At 39.2% G+C, this 23,362-nt stretch carries 16 protein-coding genes and 2 pseudogenes; 7 read left to right on the top strand and 11 right to left on the bottom strand.

Annotated elements, in window-relative coordinates:
• Positions 1–411: 411 nt before the first annotated feature.
• From EYW48_RS08860 to EYW48_RS08835, 6 genes are all read right to left on the bottom strand, one after another.
• The gene (locus EYW48_RS08860) at positions 412–1,905 is read right to left on the bottom strand and encodes a hypothetical protein (RefSeq protein WP_274682837.1); all 1,494 of its coding nucleotides are present in this window, start codon (positions 1,903–1,905) and stop codon (positions 412–414) included.
• Positions 1,906–2,313: 408 nt separating this feature from the next.
• On the bottom strand, positions 2,314–2,700 hold the full coding sequence (locus tag EYW48_RS08855; RefSeq protein WP_208892836.1) for a transcriptional regulator: 387 nt from the start codon (positions 2,698–2,700) through the stop codon (positions 2,314–2,316).
• 125 nt (positions 2,701–2,825) lie between these two features.
• The gene (locus EYW48_RS08850) at positions 2,826–3,023 is read right to left on the bottom strand and encodes a hypothetical protein (RefSeq protein ID WP_171981203.1); all 198 of its coding nucleotides are present in this window, start codon (positions 3,021–3,023) and stop codon (positions 2,826–2,828) included.
• 156 nt (positions 3,024–3,179) lie between these two features.
• Positions 3,180–3,947, bottom strand: coding sequence for a hypothetical protein (locus EYW48_RS08845; RefSeq protein WP_261927970.1), 768 nt, complete (start codon positions 3,945–3,947; stop codon positions 3,180–3,182).
• Between the two features lie 293 nt (positions 3,948–4,240).
• Complete coding sequence (locus EYW48_RS08840; protein ID WP_277432271.1) at positions 4,241–5,644, bottom strand: relaxase/mobilization nuclease domain-containing protein; 1,404 nt, start codon at positions 5,642–5,644, stop codon at positions 4,241–4,243.
• Positions 5,634–6,179, bottom strand: coding sequence for a chromosome partitioning protein ParA (locus tag EYW48_RS08835; protein WP_277432270.1), 546 nt, complete (start codon positions 6,177–6,179; stop codon positions 5,634–5,636). Before EYW48_RS08835 ends, EYW48_RS08840 begins: the two co-directional genes overlap by 11 nt.
• A gap of 1,235 nt (positions 6,180–7,414) precedes the next feature.
• Here EYW48_RS08835 and EYW48_RS08830 point away from each other — a divergent pair.
• Complete coding sequence (locus tag EYW48_RS08830; RefSeq protein WP_277432269.1) at positions 7,415–8,659, top strand: hypothetical protein; 1,245 nt, start codon at positions 7,415–7,417, stop codon at positions 8,657–8,659.
• A 3-nt stretch (positions 8,660–8,662) separates the two neighbouring features.
• Positions 8,663–9,991, top strand: coding sequence for an MATE family Na+-driven efflux transporter (locus tag EYW48_RS08825; RefSeq protein WP_040122867.1), 1,329 nt, complete (start codon positions 8,663–8,665; stop codon positions 9,989–9,991).
• A 226-nt stretch (positions 9,992–10,217) separates the two neighbouring features.
• On the opposite strand, the gene EYW48_RS08820 is transcribed toward EYW48_RS08825, so the two are convergent.
• A complete protein-coding gene (locus EYW48_RS08820; protein ID WP_208892839.1) occupies positions 10,218–11,855 on the bottom strand; it encodes a recombinase family protein in 1,638 nt (545 codons plus the stop codon).
• Positions 11,856–11,902: 47 nt separating this feature from the next.
• Here EYW48_RS08820 and EYW48_RS08815 point away from each other — a divergent pair.
• A pseudogene (locus tag EYW48_RS08815) lies at positions 11,903–13,489 on the top strand (FAD-dependent oxidoreductase); the annotation flags it as partial.
• Between the two features lie 151 nt (positions 13,490–13,640).
• Here EYW48_RS08815 and EYW48_RS08810 read toward each other — a convergent pair.
• The 3 genes from EYW48_RS08810 to EYW48_RS08800 form a co-directional block, all read right to left on the bottom strand.
• Positions 13,641–14,861, bottom strand: coding sequence for a BamA/TamA family outer membrane protein (locus tag EYW48_RS08810; RefSeq protein ID WP_261916262.1), 1,221 nt, complete (start codon positions 14,859–14,861; stop codon positions 13,641–13,643).
• Between the two features lie 173 nt (positions 14,862–15,034).
• A complete protein-coding gene (locus EYW48_RS08805) occupies positions 15,035–15,937 on the bottom strand; it encodes a LysR family transcriptional regulator (RefSeq protein WP_261918651.1) in 903 nt (300 codons plus the stop codon).
• A gap of 281 nt (positions 15,938–16,218) precedes the next feature.
• A complete protein-coding gene (locus EYW48_RS08800; protein WP_171980482.1) occupies positions 16,219–17,403 on the bottom strand; it encodes a patatin-like phospholipase family protein in 1,185 nt (394 codons plus the stop codon).
• A gap of 181 nt (positions 17,404–17,584) precedes the next feature.
• On the opposite strand from EYW48_RS08800, the gene EYW48_RS08795 reads away from it, so the two are divergent.
• Complete coding sequence (locus EYW48_RS08795; RefSeq protein ID WP_171980481.1) at positions 17,585–17,785, top strand: hypothetical protein; 201 nt, start codon at positions 17,585–17,587, stop codon at positions 17,783–17,785.
• 148 nt (positions 17,786–17,933) lie between these two features.
• Here EYW48_RS08795 and pdxY read toward each other — a convergent pair whose 3' ends face one another.
• Positions 17,934–18,791: a pyridoxal kinase PdxY gene (gene pdxY, locus EYW48_RS08790; protein WP_171980480.1), complete on the bottom strand. Its 858-nt coding sequence runs from the start codon at positions 18,789–18,791 to the stop codon at positions 17,934–17,936.
• Between the two features lie 90 nt (positions 18,792–18,881).
• Between pdxY and EYW48_RS08785 the strand changes: the two are divergent.
• From EYW48_RS08785 to EYW48_RS08775, 3 genes and pseudogenes are all read left to right on the top strand, one after another.
• Positions 18,882–19,085: pseudogene (locus EYW48_RS08785) on the top strand (IS110 family transposase); the annotation flags it as partial.
• 358 nt (positions 19,086–19,443) lie between these two features.
• Complete coding sequence (locus EYW48_RS08780; RefSeq protein ID WP_261927084.1) at positions 19,444–21,117, top strand: hypothetical protein; 1,674 nt, start codon at positions 19,444–19,446, stop codon at positions 21,115–21,117.
• A gap of 206 nt (positions 21,118–21,323) precedes the next feature.
• Positions 21,324–23,342, top strand: a complete 2,019-nt coding sequence (locus EYW48_RS08775) for a carboxylesterase family protein (RefSeq protein WP_277432268.1) — start codon at positions 21,324–21,326, stop codon at positions 23,340–23,342.
• The last annotated feature ends 20 nt before the right edge of the window (positions 23,343–23,362 follow it).

Below are 23,362 nucleotides of genomic sequence, written 5' to 3'. Positions count from 1 at the left end.
TGCCTTTTTTATATGGAAGCAATTCCAGCTCAAATATGCCCCATTAGGAGTTTCGGAGACAATAATGCCTTTCGTTAGCGGCCGAAATCGCTTGAATTGTGCTCATATGATGGCAGGCAGCTATTTTTAGATAGCAAGGCATTTCTGTGTCAAGTGATCAGTGGCGAACGATGCCCTGTAAATCGCCCTAAAGTTGTCACAAACTTTCAAAACCTTTTACGGATTTTTAGCTTACAAAAGGCTCTACTGGCATTTGAGGCGCAGGAACGATGTTTTTTGGATGTCGAACTTACGGGGTGAACATGATAGGAATAATGGACACCTTTTTTGAGGGCGCTAACGTTCGTCAGGACTCCTACTTAAGCGCTCAATGTATGTAACAGTCATAGAATCCATAACACATGCAGTTAGTTACAGCGGCTCGTATTCTATTGAGTTTTGCATCTCTAAGATCATTCGATTAACTTTTATTTTCTTTTGAATACGTTCAGGCAAAAGAGAGGCATAATCCGCAGTATCTAGTTGTTTGAAATCTATGGCAATATCATTAATGATTTTGACATATTTATCACCAACTTCTTTAAGATCATTCAAACGGTTTGTTTCCTTGTCAATCGCCTCCAACAAGTGTTGTTGCTTACTCCAAAGTTCATCTAAATTTACACCACTTTCTAGCTCAGCTTTCTTTTCCTCTAGATTCTCCGTTTCTTGTCTTAACCATTTGACACGGTTTTCTAACTCGGTCAACGCTTCACTTGATACACCTTTTCTATCAAGTGCAGCTTCAAGCTCACTCGTGACTTTGTAATGTGCTCCATCCAATATTTGTTGCGCTGTTCTTTGAGCGCTTTCAACCACTGATAACTCTTGCTTTAGAGCATTCTCGGTAATCATTTGAGCATTCTTTCTAGCATCTTCTATTTCCGAAGCTAACTCAGCTAGAACATCACCTCTAACTTCTATTCTGACCTTTTCACGTTGTTGTTCTGCTTCAACTCTTGCATTGTTAATGATTCTTCCCGCTTCTAACTTGTTAAGATAGATGGTTTGCTTGAGTTGTTCTAATTCTTGATTTAAAGATGACTTATCTTCTTCAAGTCGCAGTATCGCAACTTGAAGGTCATTCGCTAGGGACTTTATCTGCTGATATAGCTCTTTTTGCTCCCGCTCTTTTTCTTGCCACTTTTCAACTCTTTGTTTTATTCGGGCTACCCTTTCCTCTGCTTGTTCCTCACGCTCAGAAATGTTTTCAGTAATTCTTTGAACTTGTTTGCGATGCCTTGCTATCTTTCTCAACAACATACTTCTTTCTTTGCTGATACTCATCGCGGCTTGCTGCTCAATAAAATCCCAGAATGGATTAAGCGGATTTAATGCTGTTATCTGAACTTTTACATTTTCATAGCTGTTCAGCAGCGAATCTGAGTCCAATCCGACTAGAAATAACTCAAGGGCACTCCTGCCCTGCTTTCGAAAGTCCACTATTTTATCTGGTGGGGTTTCATGAGTATTAGTAACTTCCACGTAATACTCTTCCCTACCGATCTGGCAGACGATATCTGGAATCCTACCGTCTCGATAGACCTCTAAACGGACATTTTTCACACCTATCATTTCACAATCACTAGAATCAAAGATGCCACTGGAATATGGATGAGGAATGAGCTTCTCCCGTTCAATGAACTCCTTTGCACTCAAATGCAACTGGGTTTCATACGAATAGCGACATTCTGCGTTACTTTGATGGCGTAAGTAGCTAGCTATGCCTTTATTACTATGTGCGGCAACCATGAAGTCTCCGCAGCAAGGGCAGATAACGTCATCCTGAGTGCCACTTTCTAGCTCAACAACAGAAACAACTCTACTTTCGCTTAGCTTCCACCCAAAAATAGAACGATTTCTCATGCACACCTCAACATTGGAAAAATAGTGATGGTTAAAAACACAAAATAAGGAATAAATCTCATATTAATTATCACAATATTATCAAGTCAAAGACAATGTGTGCTCACTTAGTGTGACCCGCATCATCAATGCTAGACACCAAGTTAAGCGATTTTTCCATACTCCACTTAATTCATGACATATTGATGTTCTGATTTGCGAAACTGATTTCTGTCCATCAACGTTATAGAGGGACAATTTGTCCCGTCAGAACTTAGAATCGAGACAATTGGCATCTTCTAGCAAAGAAATACCCCATTATCATCTAGGCATAGATTATGGGTTAGTGATGGACGTTAGAACAGCATTTACCACATTTATAGCAAGGAAATGAGTAGTTCATCAGAATTTAAATATCAGAAGCTTGTATTAAAAATTGATGAGCTGTAGAAGTTGTGTTTCAACTTCTTTGCCCATGCTGATCTCAAAAGAGGTATAATTAGCAGTAACACGCTCTTCGTTTCCACATATCTCAATACGAACAAAACCCTTAGATGTAAGTTTCTCAATAGAAACCTCAAGCTCTTCGACACTAAGATCTGTTATCTCTGCTAACTTCGCTAAACTATTTGGTCTCTCATAAGCCATCATTTTCAAGAGCTTAATATTATCGTTAGTTAAAACCTGAGACAGCTCTGTTAAAGATGCAAACCAGATATTAGGCATATCTTCGACATGGTTTATTTTACCAGATGCAACATCCAATATATACTTGCGAACGAGTTCTTCCGAGGCTATTCCGATTCTAGCTTTCATAGTTTATCCATGTTAACAACAATATAATAATTTCCTTTAACTTAAAGTAAAAAGAGTGATAATTCTGAGAAATTACAGAATATTTCTCAAACCTAAATATAAAATTTCTTTAAACCACTCTCTCATTATTCGCTACTTTGATGACTAGCAATAAGCTTCAGGACATCAGCAGTAATATTAATTGCATTAGTGCCTGATGGTATATCCATCTTATCTTGATATTGCACCCAAACTTCGCCGTTTTTTGACACACGGATCATTGCAAATGTTTCGTTAAGAAAGGACTTATTGACGCCAAGTTGTTCATGAATATCATCTATCATAGTCATCCCTATTACATGTCGGTAGAAAATATGATTGAATACTAATCCATGATGTTCAGGAAAACAATACTATTCATCTATTAGATTACAAAGTGTACACTTGCATATAATATGAAAAGCCAGATCGTTGATCTGGCAGATATCAATGAGGTTTTATTAAAGACTGGAACACAAAGACTCTAATATCTTTCTTTCAGTGCTTAATTTTTTAACTCTATTACCAGTTTCAAAACTGTCTATTTTACTCATGTGTTTAACAAAACGATCAGCATTTGCTTTACTTGAAATTTTGAAGTTAGATAAATAATTGTAGGTTTTAATTTTATCAGTTAATTTTTTATCATAGAAAAGCATATTCTGAAAAAGAATATCAGGCATAACGTATGCGTCTAATACTTGTTTAATTCTGTACATTGACTGATACAGATCTTGTGCTTCTACAGCGGTCAAAAGACCATCTAAAGCAAGCTTTTCAGCCATATCTGCGACATCATGAACTGGCTTTGATATCTTTGCAGCCTCTTTCTTAATTCCAGCTCTGTCAATAGAGAAGTACCCGCGACATTCATTCACTTTTGCTTTTTGATATATTCCGTAATAGTATTTATGCTTAGCTAAAAATTTCTCATATGCACCCCGCGTAATCTCGAACTCCCCCGACTTGACACATTCAGAAGCATTGTTACTTACAAATTCTTCAAATGTATACTTGGGGTACTCATCAATACGTTTTTGAGCAACATTAATCACCATGGTCATTGGAGATCTATTTCTAGAATCTTCATTATTTATCTTTATATTTAATCGAAGATAAAGAGTCATACCTTTTCTATGTCGATACGGCGTATAATACATACCATCATTATTTTTGTTATCTCTTTGTTTATCTACTGCTACATTAATTGCATCTGCGTTATTAGCCATGATTAAAACCTTATCATTTATTTTTATCTTTTAATATAAGATACCAGTCAAATTAATATAAGTAAAGAAACTGAAATTTGCCAAAGAGATAATTTTAAAAGATTGATTTTCAATCTCTATCTAATACAAACTAACTAATATTCCATTATTATTGGCGGAAATTTTATAAAATATTTATTAACTATGACCGAATCATTGATTTTTAATAATCAACGAGGCATTAAAAAACAATGACTAGGGAATTATATATAAAAGTAATATCATTACATTTAATTACGGCTATAAATATTAGGCTACTTCTTTATACCTTTGTGAACCATGCTAATGATATGTTCTAATAGTTTGTTCACCGATCTTCGTTGTGGTTTATCATTCTTATGTAAGAACTCAACATGAGCACTAGCAATAAAAGTCTTATAGTCACTCTCGGAAATGTGTTTTGTGCTTAAATTTTCAAAGACGTTTTCCATTGCTTTTCGCTTAGTGAAACAACTTAATGCCTTATCAATCGTATCCAAGAAAAGCGCTTCAATGACAGTTTCAAAACCCATTTCAACATCTTTAAGCGTAGAAATCATCTCAACGACATACACGACATCAGAAGCGCCTTTTAATCTTTTACGTGCTCTCAGTTTCCACTTCATATCATCTATTAATTGTTCCACTTCCGTGCGATATCTCACATTCACAGAAAGCATCACAAGATAAGTCATCATATCTTGCTCTTGCTTACTTTCATAAACTCTAAGCGCATTATCTGATTGTTCTTGAGCGTGCGCAGCCGCTCTTTCAAGTTCTTCTTCATAGTTACTCAGGTCCTTACAGGCATCATCTAGAATACCGTTTGAAATAAGCTTTCCGAGTGTATATTTTCGATTTCCGCCTAGTTGAGAGGCAGACATTCGAACCCCGTCGAGATTAAATACGATACCCACCGCAATCCCCTTCTTTGTTTGTAGTTCTACTTTGAGACTTGAATGTGTTGACTCAACAGCAATGACAAACTCTGCAAGATTAGAGCCAGGCTTTAACTTATTGATACCTGTTTTTACTAGCCGAGCGATTTGAGCCTTTTTGTTAAATTTTTTAGCGTCATTAATATCAGCATAGGTATCGTAACCAATATCATTACTGCTTACTAATTCTCGAAGTCCAAATTCTTTCTCTAGCTCTCTCATAACTTCTTGCGCTCGGATCTTGCTATATGAGTCTTTGACGCGCTTTCTTGTCACTATATCGATGGTAGATGTGACTACATGTATATGTTGTTCATCGGTATCATTATGTTTAAAAGCAATATATCGGCAATTTGCGTAACCTAGATGGTTCATCAACTTTTTAGCTGTTTTGCACCATTGGAAATTAGTTAAACTCTCATTAGTATCTAAGCTTACAATCATGTGCTTAAACTGCTGTTTGGCGGTTGGATTAAGCCTTATAGACTCTTGCATCTCCCTGATCAAAAGTGTCATATCTAACATCTCCCCTGGTGCATTTTTAGCATTTACAGGGATATGTATAATATTATTTGCATAAATAAATTCTGTTACTGCATCAGCGCTTTTAGTGGCTCCTGCACCATAATTTACTAAATATTTAGCCACTCGTTCATCGTCACCAGCCACATACTTTATGAGAGTATCTGCGGTCTGCTCAGTGTGCTTACCGCCTTTTTGTTCAGGTTCCTTATAGATCATGACTTGACCCTCTTAATTCTTTCAGTGCACGAACAAGCTTGTCTTCACTTAAATGCTGTTTTGCTATTTCATAAGCCGATTCTTGAGTAAAGCTATTCACTAGCAAGTGACGAGTTGCCTGAAACTCTCTTAATAGTCCCGCTAGTACTACAAGAGTACTTCCTATTTCATCTCTTGTGAGAGCTTTACTATTCTCAATATCGGTGGCAATTGTTTTAATTTGATCACTGAGTTCTGAAGTTTCTGAGAAGAACTCTTTAGATGCCTCTAAAATGATGGGTTTGACTTTTACAGCATTATTGATGACGTCACGAGTAAATGCTGAAAGCTTTGAATAACCAGCCATGCATTGCTTTTTAACTAGCTCTTGATATTCTTTTTCGGTGAGATTTGTCTTTACTGATTTAATCTGCAAATCAGCAGGTTCTTTACGAGATTTGTATTTCTCTTTTTTTACTGTCTTAATGGCAGTTTCAATAGCTCTAAAATCTTTTGCACCTACATTTCTGAAAATGTCTAACATATCGTTGTTCATAATTATTACCTTTTATTGTATCTATACTCACCTCTCAAATAATTAGATATAGCTATTAAGATCTAAGACTAACAGCATATGATAAACCAGCGCTAACACCGAAGGGGGTTAGTGCAACCAACCAGAATGGGCGGAGTATTTGTCGGAGTTTTTATTTGGGACAAATAAACGCGCAGACACAGCTTGCTTCAAAATCCATTTTTTATATTATCACTTTATAACACCATTAATTTCAACAAATATTTTTAACCTTGTATATTTAAAGTTATCATTAAAAAAACAAAACAAGCATCAACATATGAAAATTGAATAAACACATAATAATCAGTCAGTTACAAATACCCCAATGCATTATTGCTTTTAGCCTACTTACTGATTAAGTAAAAAACAAGCTAAGATACTTAAAAGTTAAGTTGTTGTTCAATGTCTTATTATTATAGTATAAGAAACGAGTGATTTATTTCACATTCATGATGAAAATAATTTACTCACTGATAATTAATAACTAATTAATTTAGAGTGACTGTAGATTGATTTTTCAACACAAGATCAATATAAGCCGTTAGTTTTTCAAACGCACTCTATGTTAAAATAACTAACAATTGAATTGCTCATTGAAAAATGATCACCACACTATCTTTCATTCTCCCAATCATTTAATTAAATATAGTGTAAACTCGTACACAAGCGATACAGATCGTAAGCTAATTCACTGACAAACCATTACCTTTTCGGTTTTATGCATTCTTTGATATTCTTATGAAATGAATTTGTACTGAGCTGGCTAATCATATGAAATCAACATTAGACAAATCAAAACTATCTGAATCCGACATTATCTCGAGATCCATTCTTACTTCGCTCAAAAATGCAGGATAAGATGACGTTAATGGATGGTTTCGTAAACACTGGCATGATGTAGATAAGAAGCAAGAGACAATAGATGAATCAGCCATTATTTAGCAGTTTATTGGATAAGTACGATGGTATCTAAGAAATTGATATTATTTATTTTTTGAAGATGAAACCTTTTGAAATGATTGGCGTCCTGATGAGATCGTAAAAATTGCTTTGGCAGACAAAAACCATATTTAGTGTCAATCTCTTAGTTGGAAGCAGAGATTTATCAGTTAGCATAACCCTTATTGGGCTAGGTTGGCCAATTTTAGCCTGATTAACAACAGAATATCACAATGCATATCTATATTTTTGGTAACCTAAATTCAGGCAAAACAATGTTAAGCAAACAAATGCAAGGACGTTTGCCTGAGTTCACTTATTTATCATTAGATGAGTATCGAATTCGCTTTGGCGATGGAACCGAGCAAGGTGAGCAACTTGCTTGTGAGCATTTCCTTGCTGCGGTTAAACAACAGGAAAATGCGATTGTTGAATTTACAGGATACGGTCAAACAGCTAGCCTTCTTACCAATCAATTAGATAGGAAAACAGGCATATTAATCTGTTGCACTAGAGATATTGAGCAGAGCATCAATGCAATTGATGATGAGAAATACTCAAAAATCCCTTACCCATCATCCTACAAAAGACTGCAATCTGTTGATGAAACTATTAGATATTTGAAAGATAAAATCATACCGACAGAACTAGAAAGTCACTGGCAAAGACAGATTTGGCAGTCTTACAGTTTTGACTTCTCTGATAACTTTGATTCCTTCTGGTCGGCCTTCCCATTATCTCAACACACTTGGGTCAGTAAGCTGAATAAAGTATTATTCACAGATACAAGCGCACCTACAGCTCTACTTTACGGAAGCTTGGGGGCTAATCAGTTAACAAAGCGCTCTGATATCGATTTATTTATTCAGTCATCGATTTCGGTTCAGGGTTGGCATGAAAGGCTCCTCAGATTGTTCGGTGAACAATTGGCTCATACCGATATTTTGGGGTCGAAAATCACTCTTAGAACACAAGACCGATTGCTTATAGAAATCGTTATAGGCCAACCGTTGTCTGACATTTCTCTTTATTATCGCGAGTCACAAATCTACAACGTTCACTTCACTATTTTAAAGGATGAGCTTGGCCTTGCAGAACAATTAGACGCCGTTACCAAAACACATACAAGCGAGCGAAAGCAAGCCAAAGAGTTGGCCGCTCAGGTTTACTTTTTATTTTGCTCCTTACCGAACCTTATCGCTAACAAAGACAGTTACAAGTACCACTTTCACTGCTCTATCATCCAGCACTATTGTGTTCAGCTAGAACATTTATTGCTAAGTGAGTTTAAACACAACTACCTTCCCAAGCACGCTGCTACAACATTGATTGACTTCCCATGGCAAGTATTTAAAGGCTCAGCAACTCATATCAGTACAGTGCAATATACTGAACTTTATCAGTACCTAATCACACTGTTCGAACGGCTTAGAAAGAAACAACTGATTAAAAGTAATGGCTATTTCTCTGTGGAGAATAGCTTTCTCCATGAGATCCCTAGCGAAGATAACAAGGCTTAAAAATTGAAAAATCATCAAATAAAAACAATCAACTACCAACTGTGGCTAGTGCTGATTCTGACAAGCTTAATACCATTAATCTACTCAACTACACGAATCCATTTCTTGGGCAGCATCCCTAGCCCATGGACTTTTAGCATTGCAGCACAAGTTGCATGGCTAAATGTAGGATATGAAGTCCTCAGCGAAGCATTACTTATCCCTCTAGCATTTATTCTAGGCAGAGTTATTCATAGTAATGAAGCTTTTCGCGAACGAGCCAGTCTATCTCTTTTGGTTACCTTAACTTGCTACTTTGTGGTGACCGTAATGGTATTGTGGCTAGCCCCGAACTTTGTAGATGCTATGCAGCAACAGGCTGAATTATTGACCCAAACGATCCAATACATTCGATTGGAATCTGCCGCTATTTTGCTCTCCAGCTTCTATGCTTTTTTGTCTTTGGTTCTCGTCCTAAGAAATGAACGAAAGGCGCTGTATGGTCTCCTAATAGTACAAATGCTCATGACTGTCATTTGTGACAGCATCTTCGTCAGTCAACTACCTTACTCCCTTCAGTTAGGAGTGAATGGTATTGCTCTGAGTAATATCGTAGTCAATAGTCTTCTCGCACTGTTTACCCTGATTTATTTATCGAAATCAGGGATCACTCTGAGCTTCAAGTTTTCTAAAGGAGATCAATCGCAATGGCTCAAAGAATGGGCAAAGATTGGATGGAAGTCAGGGCTTGAGTCACTCGTGCGAAATACTGCCTTTATTGTCATGATTCTTCAGCTTATTAACCAAGTGCAACAAGCGGGAACATTCTGGGTTGCTAATCAATTTATTTGGGGCTGGCTACTACTCCCCGTTTTGACATTAGGATATCTGGTTAAGCAAGATGCTGCGACAAACAATGGATTAACATCTGAGCGAGTCAATAGCTACCTTTGGATAACGTTAGGAATTATTGCTGTCTGGATACTCACCGCACCGCTTTGGAACAGCTTTATAGCCAATATCATGGGGATAGAGAACCCAGAATCAATCACCAGTCTAGTTTGGCTAATGGTTGGGTTCTATGTCATTTTAAGTTTAAACAATGTCATCGACAGTTACTTTTATGGTATTGGACGCACGGATTTAATGCTGTATCAATCACTTATCGTAAACACCTTGTTTTACGGTTGTACTTTTGTGCTTTATCAAATCGGTATCTTTGTCCCAACTCTTGAACGAATCGCCATAATGTTTGGCTTGGGCATTACTGCTGATGCGATAATAACTTGGCTATTATACTTAGTTCTACGTAGTAAAACGGACGATATACAAGCGGCTGAAATCCAGTCGTAAGACCCTGTAAATAATTCTGTATAATTGCAATTCGTATAATCTTTGTCTTCACTAGATGAACATATAAACGCAAAAATGTAGAATAAAACGCCTATTTATCCGATTTATTCTACCCACACCCTTTCATCCAGTCAGCTGATAATTATACAGTCTTTGGGAAGCACAATATCCAGCTCTAACGCAACAAAAATTGAGGACTAAAAAATATTGATTGATTTTGATACGGCTATGAATCTAATACTGTGGGTAGATTAAATCTCAGTAATTCTTTACCTTCTGATTTCCTAGATCTTACTTCTAATCCCACAAAACCTTGTTGCGAAATAGATTCAACAAGTTGATCTATTTCACGTTCATTATCATCATATCCACATTTTATTGAAAAATTGTTTAAAGAGCCTATAATTATTTCCATTTTCTCTTTTGTGAAGTACACCGTTATACGGTTATCTTTCAAAAACTGATTGAATAAAACTCTATCCTTTTCTTCAGAAAAATTAATATCAAGGTTAGACAGTTTTCCTGTGACACGTGATTTACTAGCCTTGATTTCATTTTCAATTTTTTCTCTTTCAATTCTTTTAATATTATATTGATTTTCCCATTCTTCATCATCAGAATATTGTGTCATATATTCACGTATCTTTGACATACTCTTATCAATCGCATTAATTTTCTCTTCTAAGTGAGAAATGTCTACACTTTGCTCAATATCAAATTTTAGAGACTTAAGTACATTATAAATTTTATTCTGAGCTAAGTAATAATTTATATTTTCAGCTTCGCATCTTGTGCTTTTTCTTTTTCTGTTACATTTCAGATACATACCTTTAGTTGGATTCTTAACTTTTCTACTAGAGAATGCCATTATATAGCCACATTTAGCTAAACCACCACAACCGTTCTCATTTTCCTGCCGTATTAAGCAACCACATTTACCAACACCAACAAAAATATTTCGGAAGATTTCACCAACTCCACCTGTATTTTCACGAGTTCTTTTTTGAACTGCATAGAATGTTCTATCATCAATAATCCTAGGATAGTAATCCTTACCTTTTAACTTTCCAATTACATTCGTATTTCTGAAGTACGCATTAATAGATGATTCATTAAGAGGACTATTTTTTGTTGTTTTTATTAGGTTTCCATTTTCATCAATACTGTATCTGTAGATATCCAAATCACCGAGACTCTTAATAATCTTTTGAGGCCCATAATTTAAATTAAGTTTTAAGTCAAATATTTTCCTAATAATTTCTGCGTTCTCTTCAATTATTGTATAAGATTTTAAATCTAAGTTTCTAGCTAACCAAAATGGTGGTTTCGCTATAGATTTCCTTCCTGAATCTTCAAGCAATTTTCTACTGGCTTTTATTCTTGCACTTTTTTGACTTGATTCTTGGTATGCTAAGTACATTCCGATTTCAAGTAGTATTCTTCCTGTTACACTAGATACAGATTCCATATTTTCTTCAAAAACAAGATTCCATTTCGTAATTGCAATTTTAACGCCAGCATCGAGAATCCTTTGAAATTCACCTCTGACAAAGTCAACATTAGCTCGACTAAATCTATCTATTAACTCAATAACAATAAGGTCGCCTTTCTCGATCTTTCCATTTTCAATATCATTAATCAAAGCACCCAGTTCACCCCTTTTAAAGTTCGCGGCTGTGTAAGCACTCTTACCACGATCTTCATAAATTAATCCCTTTGAGTAAGCCGATTTCCCCTCACTTAAGAGGCGCTTGTTGTAATCAGAAATCCAATGCTCACAAGCCTGTTCTTGTCTTTGTATACCCTGACCTTCCTCAGCCTGAATTTGCTTACTAACACGTTGATATAGATGATACTTATTCATTTTTTCTTACACGTTCCTGACCATAATATATGTAGTATAACATGCAGTTGTCATTCGCCAATTGCGGGTTGCCGTACCATATCGGTGGAGACATCAAAGAACGCGGTAATCTTCTACTTCAAACGCCGGAAAGTTTCCTTGCACGTTTTAATGTAGACGTACGTGTGATGAATGAAGTACTTCGTATCAACCGCGATAAGAAAACCATTACGGTTCGTAATCTGTTAGACCAAAGTGAATACACTGAAAGCTACGATTTCCTACTTCTAAGCCCAGGTGCCGGCCCAGTTGTTCCGCCGATCCCAGGTTTAGATAACCCATTGACGCATTCACTGCGCAATATCCCTGATATGGATAAAATTATCCAAACCATTAATACCAACCAAGTTGACCACGCAACGGTTGTGGGTGGTGGTTTTATCGGTTTGGAAATGATGGAAGCATTCCACCAACTTGGCATTAAAACAACCTTGCTAGAAATGGCAGACCAAGTGATGACGCCAGTAGACCGTGAAATGGCAGGTTTTGCTCACGCAGAAATTCGCGCAAAAGGCATTGATTTACGCCTATCTACAGCACTGAAATCAGTAGAATTTAAGCCAACAACATCATTAGCAAGCATGGATTCTGGTCAGAAAGAACACCAACATATTAATGGCGAACTTGAGTTGACGCTAAGCGATGGTGATACACTCACTACTGATATCCTAATCATGGCGATTGGTGTACGCCCTGAGACTAAATTAGCTTCAGAAGCTGGTCTGCAAATTGGTGAGCTTGGTGGTATTTATACTAACGAATACCTGCAAACCAGCGATCCATCTATCTACGCGGTCGGTGATGCCATCGAAGAGAAAGACTTCGTCACTGGCAAACAAACTATGGTTCCTCTAGCAGGGCCAGCTAACCGTCAAGGTCGTATGGCAGCAGATAACATGCTTGGCCGCAGCGAAACTTACCAAGGTACTCAAGGTACTGCTATTTGTAAGATCTTTGACCTAGCGGTGGCTTCAACAGGTAAGAACGAGAAGCAGCTAAAACGCGAAGGCGTTGAGTACGAAAAAGTGTACGTACACACCGCCAGCCATGCGAGCTACTATCCGGGCGCTGAAGTGGTGTCGTTCAAAATGCTGTTCGATCCAAAATCAGGCAAAATCTTCGGTGCGCAAGCAGTGGGCAAAGACGGCATCGACAAGCGTATCGACGTGATGGCGGTAGCTCAACGTGCAGGCATGACAGTAGAACAACTACAACACCTAGAGCTGACTTACGCGCCACCATACGGCAGTGCGAAAGACGTAATTAACCAAGCGGCATTCGTAGCGAACAACCTAATCAAAGGTGATTCAACAGCAATTCACTTTGATGAGATTGATAACCTAACCGAAGACCAACTGTTGTTAGACGTTCGTAACCCAGGTGAGCTACAAAATGGTTACCTACCAGGTGCAGTTAACATTCCTGTTGACCAACTTCGTCAACGTATGGACGAGCTACCAAAAGACAAAGAGATTGTGATCTACTGTCAGGTAGGTCTGCGCGGAAACGTGGCATACCGTCAGTTAGTGAACAACGGCTATAAAGCACGCAACCTACTTGGTGGTTACCGTACTTACCTGTTTGCTAAGATGTAGTGAGTATTCGATAATTTGGAATAGCCAGCAACTTTGTGCTGGCTATTTTAATTGATGTGACTTGTAACTGAAGCTGATTAACCCTAGAAAGCCGTATTGCCACAACTAGGGATTTTTACTGACGATTATTTTTGTCCATTCAATTATTAGTCTAAAAACCACTTCCGACATTGAAGTAAATAGCATCTTCATCTTTACTTCTCGCGTAATCCATACCTATATGTAGACCATATCGTCGAGCAATTTGGTAACGGAAGCCCACGCCTCCGGCCTGTACAGAGTCACTGGTAGCATCATCATGATCATTGATCGCTTTCCCAATACCGTAAAATGCAGAAACCTTCCAGCGATTATCAATGCTGTAGGTAATTTGGCTCTGCACGGTGCTAATTTCGTCACCTTGATAGCGAAAAGAAGAGACACCACGTAACTTAACGTAAGGTTTTGACGTTGGGGTCACTTGCGTATCTTTTTCTTTAAAGTATTGGTAGTTCCCCGCCAAACCTAAGGTCCACTTGGACGCTAATGGAATAAAGCCTTGTCCATCAAAGTTGAAATGATCGTAATTATAATCGCTCCCCAACGCCTCGTCATAAATCATATAGTCAGCGCTTAATTGAAAACCTTTGGTTGGGTAGAACAAGTTATCACGCGTATCGTATTCGGCCAGTATTCCTAACCCTGATGAAACTGCTTCATCACCAAGCGCATACTGCATTATTTTTGACACGAACTCGTTATCTGATTCAACGCTAGATATCGCAGCAACCTGTTTAATGCCCAGCATCAATGGTGTATTCGAAACACGGAACTGCACCTGTTGCATTAAAGCTGCTACCCTTGTTTTAGTCCCAAAAGAAAACGTCTTATCTATAGGACCTATGGTAAATCCAGGAAATCCAGGAAATGCGGGGATTTCAATTTCAGGCGTCGAAATGTTTTTATAAATATCGATATTTGCCACCCCAAGGCCACCACCACCAGTATAGCGAATAGAATCACCTTTCCAAGAACGACGGTGCCCACCAAAAGCAAACCAAGTGCCATTTTCCGTACCTAGCGCCCCAACGACACTCATCGCCGCTGGAACAAGCTGTGCACCACCATCAATCGCGGATAATGAAGCTACCTTGCGTTGCTGCTTTTCTTCTTCGGTTTCATGAAGAAACAGCCCCACAATACCACCGCCATAACCGACAGCAGGTTCAGTGATAATAATTGGAACAGGTAAAAATCCGACTGCTTTTTCGGCCATGTACTCACCCATGTCAAAACGCTGATCGACAGGATCCGTAAAAGAAATGTCACTAGCATAGGACGCAAAAGAACTTAACATGGTAAGAAAAGCGATCGATTTTATTTTCACAGTCATCTCTCTAAAAAAAGAGCCGGATGATTAATCCGGCTAAATATTGCGTCCATGCAGGACATAAATATGTAAAACACTATGCTGCAGTAATTATTGACAACAGAGTTATATTAAGCATAAAGAGAGAGAAGTGATAATCGGTTATGTAGGACCAAACCCATCACAGTTGCGCCGTTCTACGAAACTTTAACCCTCTCAATATAGTCGTCTAGTACTTTAACAATCGATTTTTTGACTTCTTTCACTTGCTTAGAATGTTGCGACCACAGCGCAACGCCAAACTTAAAGCCTTGTTTCATTTGGGATATTTGTAGCACTTCAATCTTATCAGTTAAATACTCTGACTCTCCCAGCATTTTAGGCAACAGCGACCATCCTAAATCTTCACCTACAAACTTTATGGCCAGAGCAAGCTGATCGACTACTTCATGTTCTGAGCTCAGGACAACTTTCTCGTCGATTCCCTCTTCAAAAAAGGTTCTTAAAACAAATTGGCGCGCACTGGACAATTCAGAGAACGCTTTGTCGGGAGACAAGTGAGAAAAACGACCATTTTTTTTCACGAAGGGGAGAAATTCAACATGTCCTATATATACTCCATCAACACTGTGTATGGCAGTACTATCATGAGAATTGACGATACCAAAGTGGATATCACCAGACTCCATTCCTTGCTTGATTTCCGCTTTTCCTCTGACAAGGAAGTTAACTTTCATTAGAGGGAAATCTTTTGCTAGCTGTATTCTGATATCCGTCAGAACACGGTGAGGGACAAAACTCGGATAAGCAATAGTAACATTTTCTAAACCACCATATGAGAGGCTTAATGCAATTTTATCCAGTGTACGAGCGCGCTCAATAATTTGTTTAGCGTAATGGTATAACAATTCACCATCTTCGGTTGGCACCACTGAACGCCCTATACGATCAAATAATGTCACCGCAAGCTGGTCTTCGAGGTTCGTTACCACTTGTCCAATTGTCGTGCGATGTTTATTGAGTTTAACGGCTGCTTTGCTGAACGAAAGTTCATCGTATACCGCAACAAAAGCGAGGAGTTGTTCTAGACTAAAATTCATAGCAATTATTACCGAGCGAGTTAGGATCAATGTTCAGTATTAATATTCAATACTTTAGTAGAAGAATCGCTCATATGCACGTTGGCGTCCAGTAAAACTAAACATGCCCGCTAAAATTAGCGGGCATGTTTAGTTAGAACTGTAGTCAGTATAGGTTAACCACATCACCAGAATACCCTGCGGCTTCATAGCTTGAATCAAAATCAACCTAGATAACACCTTGTTCAGCGATTGATGTTTGTCACGAAGCCATCTCTTGATCAAGTTGTGGTATAGCCTTCTTAAAATGGGACATCTTGCGTCCAAGGTGTTAAGCCTTGAGCTTTAAGATAGCCGTATTGGTAAAGTGAGTTCATGTAATTGTGGTCAAACATTTTCTTAGTTGTTTTGGTCGCAGAAACGTCATCAGCGATGTAAGTAAACTGGAGGTCGAAACCTTGTATTTCGCTGTAATACATCATGCGATACAAATCACCTCGACTTTGTAAGGTAGTCATTGATTTAAGAGTTCGACTGAGCAAGTTGATACCTTTATCTTCAACAGTCTCATACGGCATTTTGAACATGCCATTTCTTACTACATGAACCTGAGGCTTCTTCTTTAGACCTAATGCTTGATTAATTTTCTTAAAATCGATATCTACAGCTTGGAGGAACATTTGAGCCGATAGCCCTCCGTCCACATGCAATTCTTCTAATTTTTGGCCTTTGTAATTGACATCAATAAACTGCGGTGGAAATACACCAGGAATAGACGAACTCGCCGCGAGTATTTGGTGGATTAAATCAACCTTGTGCTCAGAATCGCTTGCTGCTATCTGACCTAGGTTCCAGATCACTAATTCATCAGAGTCAAATTGTGTCGTTCCAATCAAGATACGTCGCCCCTTCTCGTGCTCAATGGCAATCTTCTCGATTAGCTCCTCGTCATATACTTTTGCAATATACGACATAAAGCTGTCACCTTTGGATAAAGCATCTTTAAAAATGGCATTTAAGAAGTTTTTCTTACCGAGCACCATTTTGTCATCCAATCCCAAAATGGTATTTTTCAATTTAGGAATTTCTTCACCACCCACAAAGACAAAAGGTGCCATGAGCGCCCCGGCACTGATACCAGTAACGATAGAGTAGTCATCCAATTTGTCTTGTTCATACAAACCATTTATAAAACCCACACCAAAGGCACCATTGGCACCGCCTCCTGAAAGAACCATCACATTTAATTGATCGCCAGTAACACGGATTGGTGTAGTCTGCGTCTCTTCTGAATAAAAATATTGTGTACCATCGCCCATCCAAGTTCTCATTGGTTCCGCGGTCGGGTTATGCTCTTCAATTGGCAGTTCTACTTGGCGGTAGTTGTCTTGCGTCACTCGCGTTTCAATTTGGTGAGCAGTTGAAGTACAACCTGCAAGTACTGCAACAATAGAAAAAGTCGTTAAAAGCGTCTGAATTTTTTTCATTGTGTCTTCTTAGTTTGTCACCAATATGAGGTGAGTTGGTTACTGAATGTACCTATTTTAAGCTGTAATTTGCAGATACATAACTCACATATGTAGGACTTTGCCCTTCAATCATTGTATAAACCAATAACCTTCACTCGCTATGATTATTCAGGTAAATGTAATATTTAGAAGGCACACTATGATGATGGTTTTGTCTTTCATTGCTACTATTCTATTAGCAGCATTCATTCAACAAGAAAATCATCCCATGACCAGTCAACCAGAGCAACGCAACCCAATGGAAAACGACGGCCTTGACCAGCGCATTGTATTGGCGAAACGATTGGGACTTGACGTCGATAAAATACTGGTCGATTTTCCACAAGGATATCAAGAGTAAAAGGCAGCCTCAGAGCTCATGCTGAAAAGAGTTCCGTCTCACTGTCTGATGGTGCCCAAACAATAGATATGGGATGTCAGCTTAACACAACGGAAAGAAGCGAATATCAGTAGAGTCCAGCACTATATGGCTAGGCTTTCATTTTCGATCAAGCCACTTTTTTCGGTTCAAAATCATGGGTGGGTTCTACAAACTCATATTGGCCTAAAATGGTCTGCAATTCCCACTCACCATTATCTTGTGTGACCTCTAGCACCCCATAAACGGCATTATTGGTATGACGGAATGCGGCTACTGGCGACATACCTTTCACTAGACAAGCGGTAAACACGGAGGTAATTAAATCACCCACGCCAACCGGTGGCTTATCAAATTCAATTTCAGGGCGCTGAACCAAGTAACAAGCTTTCGGCGTGGCAAGCAACGAACTAAATACACCCTCAGATAAGGTGCTCAAATGTTTTACCAGCACAAACCTTGGACCAAGCTCTATCGCTTTCTTGCACGCCGTAATCGCGTCATAGAGAGAGGTTATATTCACACCGGTAAATTGGGTTAGTTCAAACTGATTGGGTACGATAACATCCGCGATTGGCATTAAGGTTTGAATCAATTCTTCTGTTACGCCTTCGGGTAAGATACAGCCTTTATCTGGGTCACCCATAACTGGATCGCAAACATAGAGTGCTGAATGATTGTTCTCTTTCACTCGCTCTACAACCTCGGCGACAACATGACATTGCTGCGCGCTGCCTAAGTATCCAGAAATAACCGCTTCGCAATTGGAAAGTTGACCAATATCATCAAGGCCGTTGACAATGGTTGTGATATCATCAGCATTAAACCTTTGCCCTTTCCAACCCTGTTCATATTGCGTGTGGTTAGAATATTGGACGGTATGAATCGGCCATGTTTCCAGTCCCATTCTCTGAATGGGAAATACAGCAGAACTGTTCCCTGCATGTCCATAAACGACATGACTCTGAATCGAAAGTATACCTTTCATAATTTTGCTCAAATAATATTAACCTCACTAATCATATCGGATTTTTATTTGGTTAAGTACTCGCGAATGTAGGATGACATCATCAATAACCGTTTAGTAGAGAATGGAACTGCACTGGCCAACCAAATCAGAGGACTCGCGGCTGAGTACGGAGTTATTTTCACTCAGTCCATTAAAGCATTACGATGTCATTTACCAATAGCGATTGAAGATGCAGAGAATGAGCTATTTCATGTGATGCAGGATTTTCTGCCAACGCTATACCATGATTTTGTCAGTATCAGAGAAGAGATAACTACGTCGTTTGTCATGATCACTGTCCTGTTTATTGTTTTAGCGGTAACCCAAATCATTGGTTCGTTGTTCAATCCGTCTCAAACCACAAGCTAACTCTTTATTATCTCAACACTTTTCGTTTATCACTAACCTCATCTAATTTTTGATGGATATTGTCCTCCATAACCGATTATTGGTTTTGCCCTTCCCTACCTAAAATAAATCCATCAGCCAAGCCAATGTGAAATTCAAACTCACATTTAAACGCTAAATAGAAACTTATTCATTAATAAAAATGTGGGACAGGGTGTCCAGCGATAAATTAACAGCCGAGTTTTCATAGTATTGAAAATCTTATACTGGAAATGACTTAGACATGATTTTTACTAAAACACCTAACCGTTCAACAAAAATGGCGACACTGTCACTTATTGCTAGCTCAGTGTTGCTAGCAACATCACCTGTTGTTTCTGCCGAAGAGCATACTCAAACTCTAACCACGTATTCTGAAATCAGTACTCATGGTAAAAAAGTATTTGAGCAATATGGTATTGATCATGACCTACCTAAACTTGCTCTGAGTTCGCTGATGCAAGGCGATCACCTCGTAGAGCACGCTTACCGAAAAGTAACTATCGGTGAAGACGTTCAAGAGTCATCCGTGTATCTGATTAAAAATACCGATACCAAAGGCAATATCGATCTTCATATAAAGTATGATCCGAGTCATCTGGATAAACATGAAAATGTGATTGATCAGATTGAAACCTTAACACGTAATGAATACCGCCTAAGAAACTATGCTGAGGCGTATGACTCATCAAGTGTTGAAGCCAAAGATGACGGAAAAGGTAATGTTGAGATTAGCTTTAACTACTCTAAGTATGGTTTGCCACAAGATATTGCTTACTTCCGCTTTCTGACAGTCAAAATCTTTTTGGTCGACGGTGAGCCTAAAAACATGCTGATCACCAACAAAAAGCCGTTCAATTTTGATGGCAATGATATCGAATCCTATAAGCAAGAGCTCACCTTTAGCACCTTGGAGTCAGGTAAGGTCATTATCGAGACCAAACATACACAACTGCTTGGTAAACATAAAAAGAAACCGCTTGAGATCATCACCAAAATAGAGCCTGTGGCCTTTTATGATGAAGGTGTCGACGTACAAATTATGAACGAAGAGAAACTTAAAGAAGTCTCTGATCCGCGTATGCGTGAAGAAAGTGTCGAACTTAACCGCGTCTTTCCACTAATGGGGGACATGGTCCGCCGTCAAGGTATTGATTTACCATTACCATTTGGCGTTTCTGTCGCATACCGTAACCAAGAAATGAACATCCCGTTTAACGACTTTACCATTCAGGGTGTGCGTTTAAATGACCTGTTTGACCCCGAAGATACGGTTGGTGTTGTCTCTGCAGAAAGTATGAATATTCGTGGTGATATTAACATTCTGCCATTTTGGAATGTCTTCGGCTACGTCGGCAAGATAGATGTGAAAGCAAATATTGACGCCGGATATACTGGCGCTGCAGGAGAGTACCTTCAAGACAAGTTAAACAATAAGTTCCCTGGGTTAGGCGATGAATTCTGCAGCGGTGGCTTATCGGCAGTATGTAATCGTGGCCGCTTAAATGTGCCACTACACTTGGAATACGACTTACGCGGTGTAGGTACTACGCTATCGATTGGTTATAAAGAGTTCTTTGCATCAGTCACAGGCACATACTCGCAAACACGTATCAAAGGCGGTCAAGACTGGGGCGACGGCATCGTAACCGTACAACCTATGTTGGGCTATCAGTTGGTTGATTACCGCGCACAAATCTTCGTCGGTGCAGAATACCAGGGTCTTGATGCCCGTATGGATGGTCATGTTATCGCTGGTGATGTTGAGTTTGATTACGATATCGGTGTAGATCTCAACCAATGGGCTTACTTAATCGGTTTTAACAAGCAAATTGGCAAAAACTACAATATCACTGGCTTGTATAACACTGGTGAAACTCGAAGTGCCTTCACGATTAACTTTGGATATCGATTCTAATCCGTTGTGATAGACAGACTCTCCTATAAGAATCACCTGCGGGCTGCTCTTGTAGGAGAGAGTCCTCTTTATGCGATTACATCGATATAAGAAATAGCTTTAAGATACATCCCATCAGCGAAATAAATATATCAAGCAATACTTCAGGATGAAACTAGCGCATGGAGCCGCTTGTTTGATAACAACAAACAACTGTGGACATGACAATGCAAATCACTAAACGCTCAATACTTGCAATCTCTATTGCAGCTTTACTTTCTGCCTGTGGCAGCGATGACTCTGGAAACTCTGGTGCGCCAGTGAAACCTGAACCATTAAAGCCTCAACCAGCACAAACGGTTGATGTTGCAGTTGGCAATGCCAACGTTAAAGCAATGAAAGAATCTCTAGTTATCACAACTACTGAAGGTGAAGAAAAGCTTGGCTCTGTTGAATCTTTCAAAGGTCTTACCTTTGCTGAGGCCACACGGTTTGATCACAGCAAAACCGTTGATTTCTCAGGTGATATAGATGCGACTCAATTTGGTGATGCTTGTCCACAAATCAAAGCAACGACTCAAGCACAGAGCGAAGACTGTTTAAACCTTAACATCTGGCGCCCTGAAGGCACCGTTCAAGGTGAAGACCTACCTGTTTATGTATTTATTCACGGTGGTGATTTTGAATACGGCTCAGGTGCAAACCCGATGATCCACGGTGACAAAGTGGTGGCGCAAGGCGCAGATGAAGGTAATCCATTTATTGCCGTGACGTTTAACTACCGCTTGGGCTTACTTGGTTCCAACTGGGTAAAAGGTACCGACGTAAATGGTAACTATGGTCTTGGTGACCAAGAATCCCTATTAAAATGGGTGCAAGACAACATTCAATACTTTGGTGGTAACGCTGGTAACGTCACGCTGATGGGCCAAGGCTCAGGTGCTATGTCGATCGCTTTATTGCAACAAAAAGTGGCAGAGCGCAACCTTGACGAGTCTTACTTCCAACGCACCATCATGCAAAGTATGCCATATGGTTATGAGTTCAAGAGCTATAACGTTGCGAAAGAGCAAGCGGCTGATGTAGAGAGCCTACGTAGTACTTCTATGGAGCAAGTACTTGAAACACAAAGTGTAAGCTTAGACCCACTGCAGAAGCTTGAAAACTGGCTATTGTCGGCACTTAATATTCCTTTACTGAGTCCAAAATCCGACAATACCCCTATGGCAGCGCTGATGCCGTACGCCCCCTATTTGGAGTGTTCTGAGCTTAAAGATTCAATTTTGGGTGGTAAGACAGACACTTGTAAAGATGGAATGGGAAAACCACAACCCAGTCAAGAGAACTTCGTTGTCCCAACCGTTATTGGTGTTAATACGAAAGACTCGGGTAGCATGAGTTTTCTACCAAACTTAATGTCTTTAGTACCACTTATCATTGACCTAATGGGTGAAGACATGGGTGATGCTAAATACACAGCGCAACGTATTGCGGAATGGTTATCTGTTGACGAAAACAAACAACTTGTTGAAGCACGTATGCAAATGCTGGCAAACAGTGATGAGTTTAGTGCGCAACTAGCTCTCGAAGACTTGATTGAGCAATTGCCAAAGTCAGCTTATGAAGCCATCACTCCTCTTTTCTTTGGTTTGAAGAACGATACTGGCAGCAACTTGCTTGCGCTAGCTGACTTCTATCCAAATGATGAGCACGAGTTAAGTGGTGCCTTTGACAACATGGGGCAATACCGCACGATCATGAACGATACCTTGTTCACAGGCCCAGCTCGATTGAAAGCGGCTCAAAGTGAAGCTGCCACCATGTATTACTTTGCTCATAACCCGAGCTTTAATGTCTGGACTTACAACACAGGGCCGAATGGTGAAGTTGATTTCGGTGACTTACTTAAATCTATCAGCTGTATCACTGGTGCTTGTAACGGTTCTGAACTTCCGTTTGTGTTTAACAAAGCAGTCAAAATGGATGGTACAGAAACTCACCCTAGCTCAAAAGATAAGCAACTAATGAACGAAATGTCACGTGTATGGTTCAGCGACGAATTGTTCTCAGATTATCAATATGATGCGACTCAAGATTCTATATTACTGATTGATGAAAACGGCGTTCACCTTTCTGAGCAAGACTGGGATAGCAAAGAAAATAAAGGTGTGGACCCTGCGCTTCGTGATGGTCGACTCACCGGCCTCGACAATCTTGGTATTTTAATGAACTATCTTCAAGACTGATTAATAAAGGCCAGCATGCT

This window comes from Vibrio sp. 1180_3, from assembly GCF_029478545.1.
Lineage (GTDB): Bacteria > Pseudomonadota > Gammaproteobacteria > Enterobacterales > Vibrionaceae > Vibrio > Vibrio aestuarianus.
Note: the sequence above shows the minus strand (reverse complement) of the source record. Positions and strands in the feature narration are given on the sequence as shown.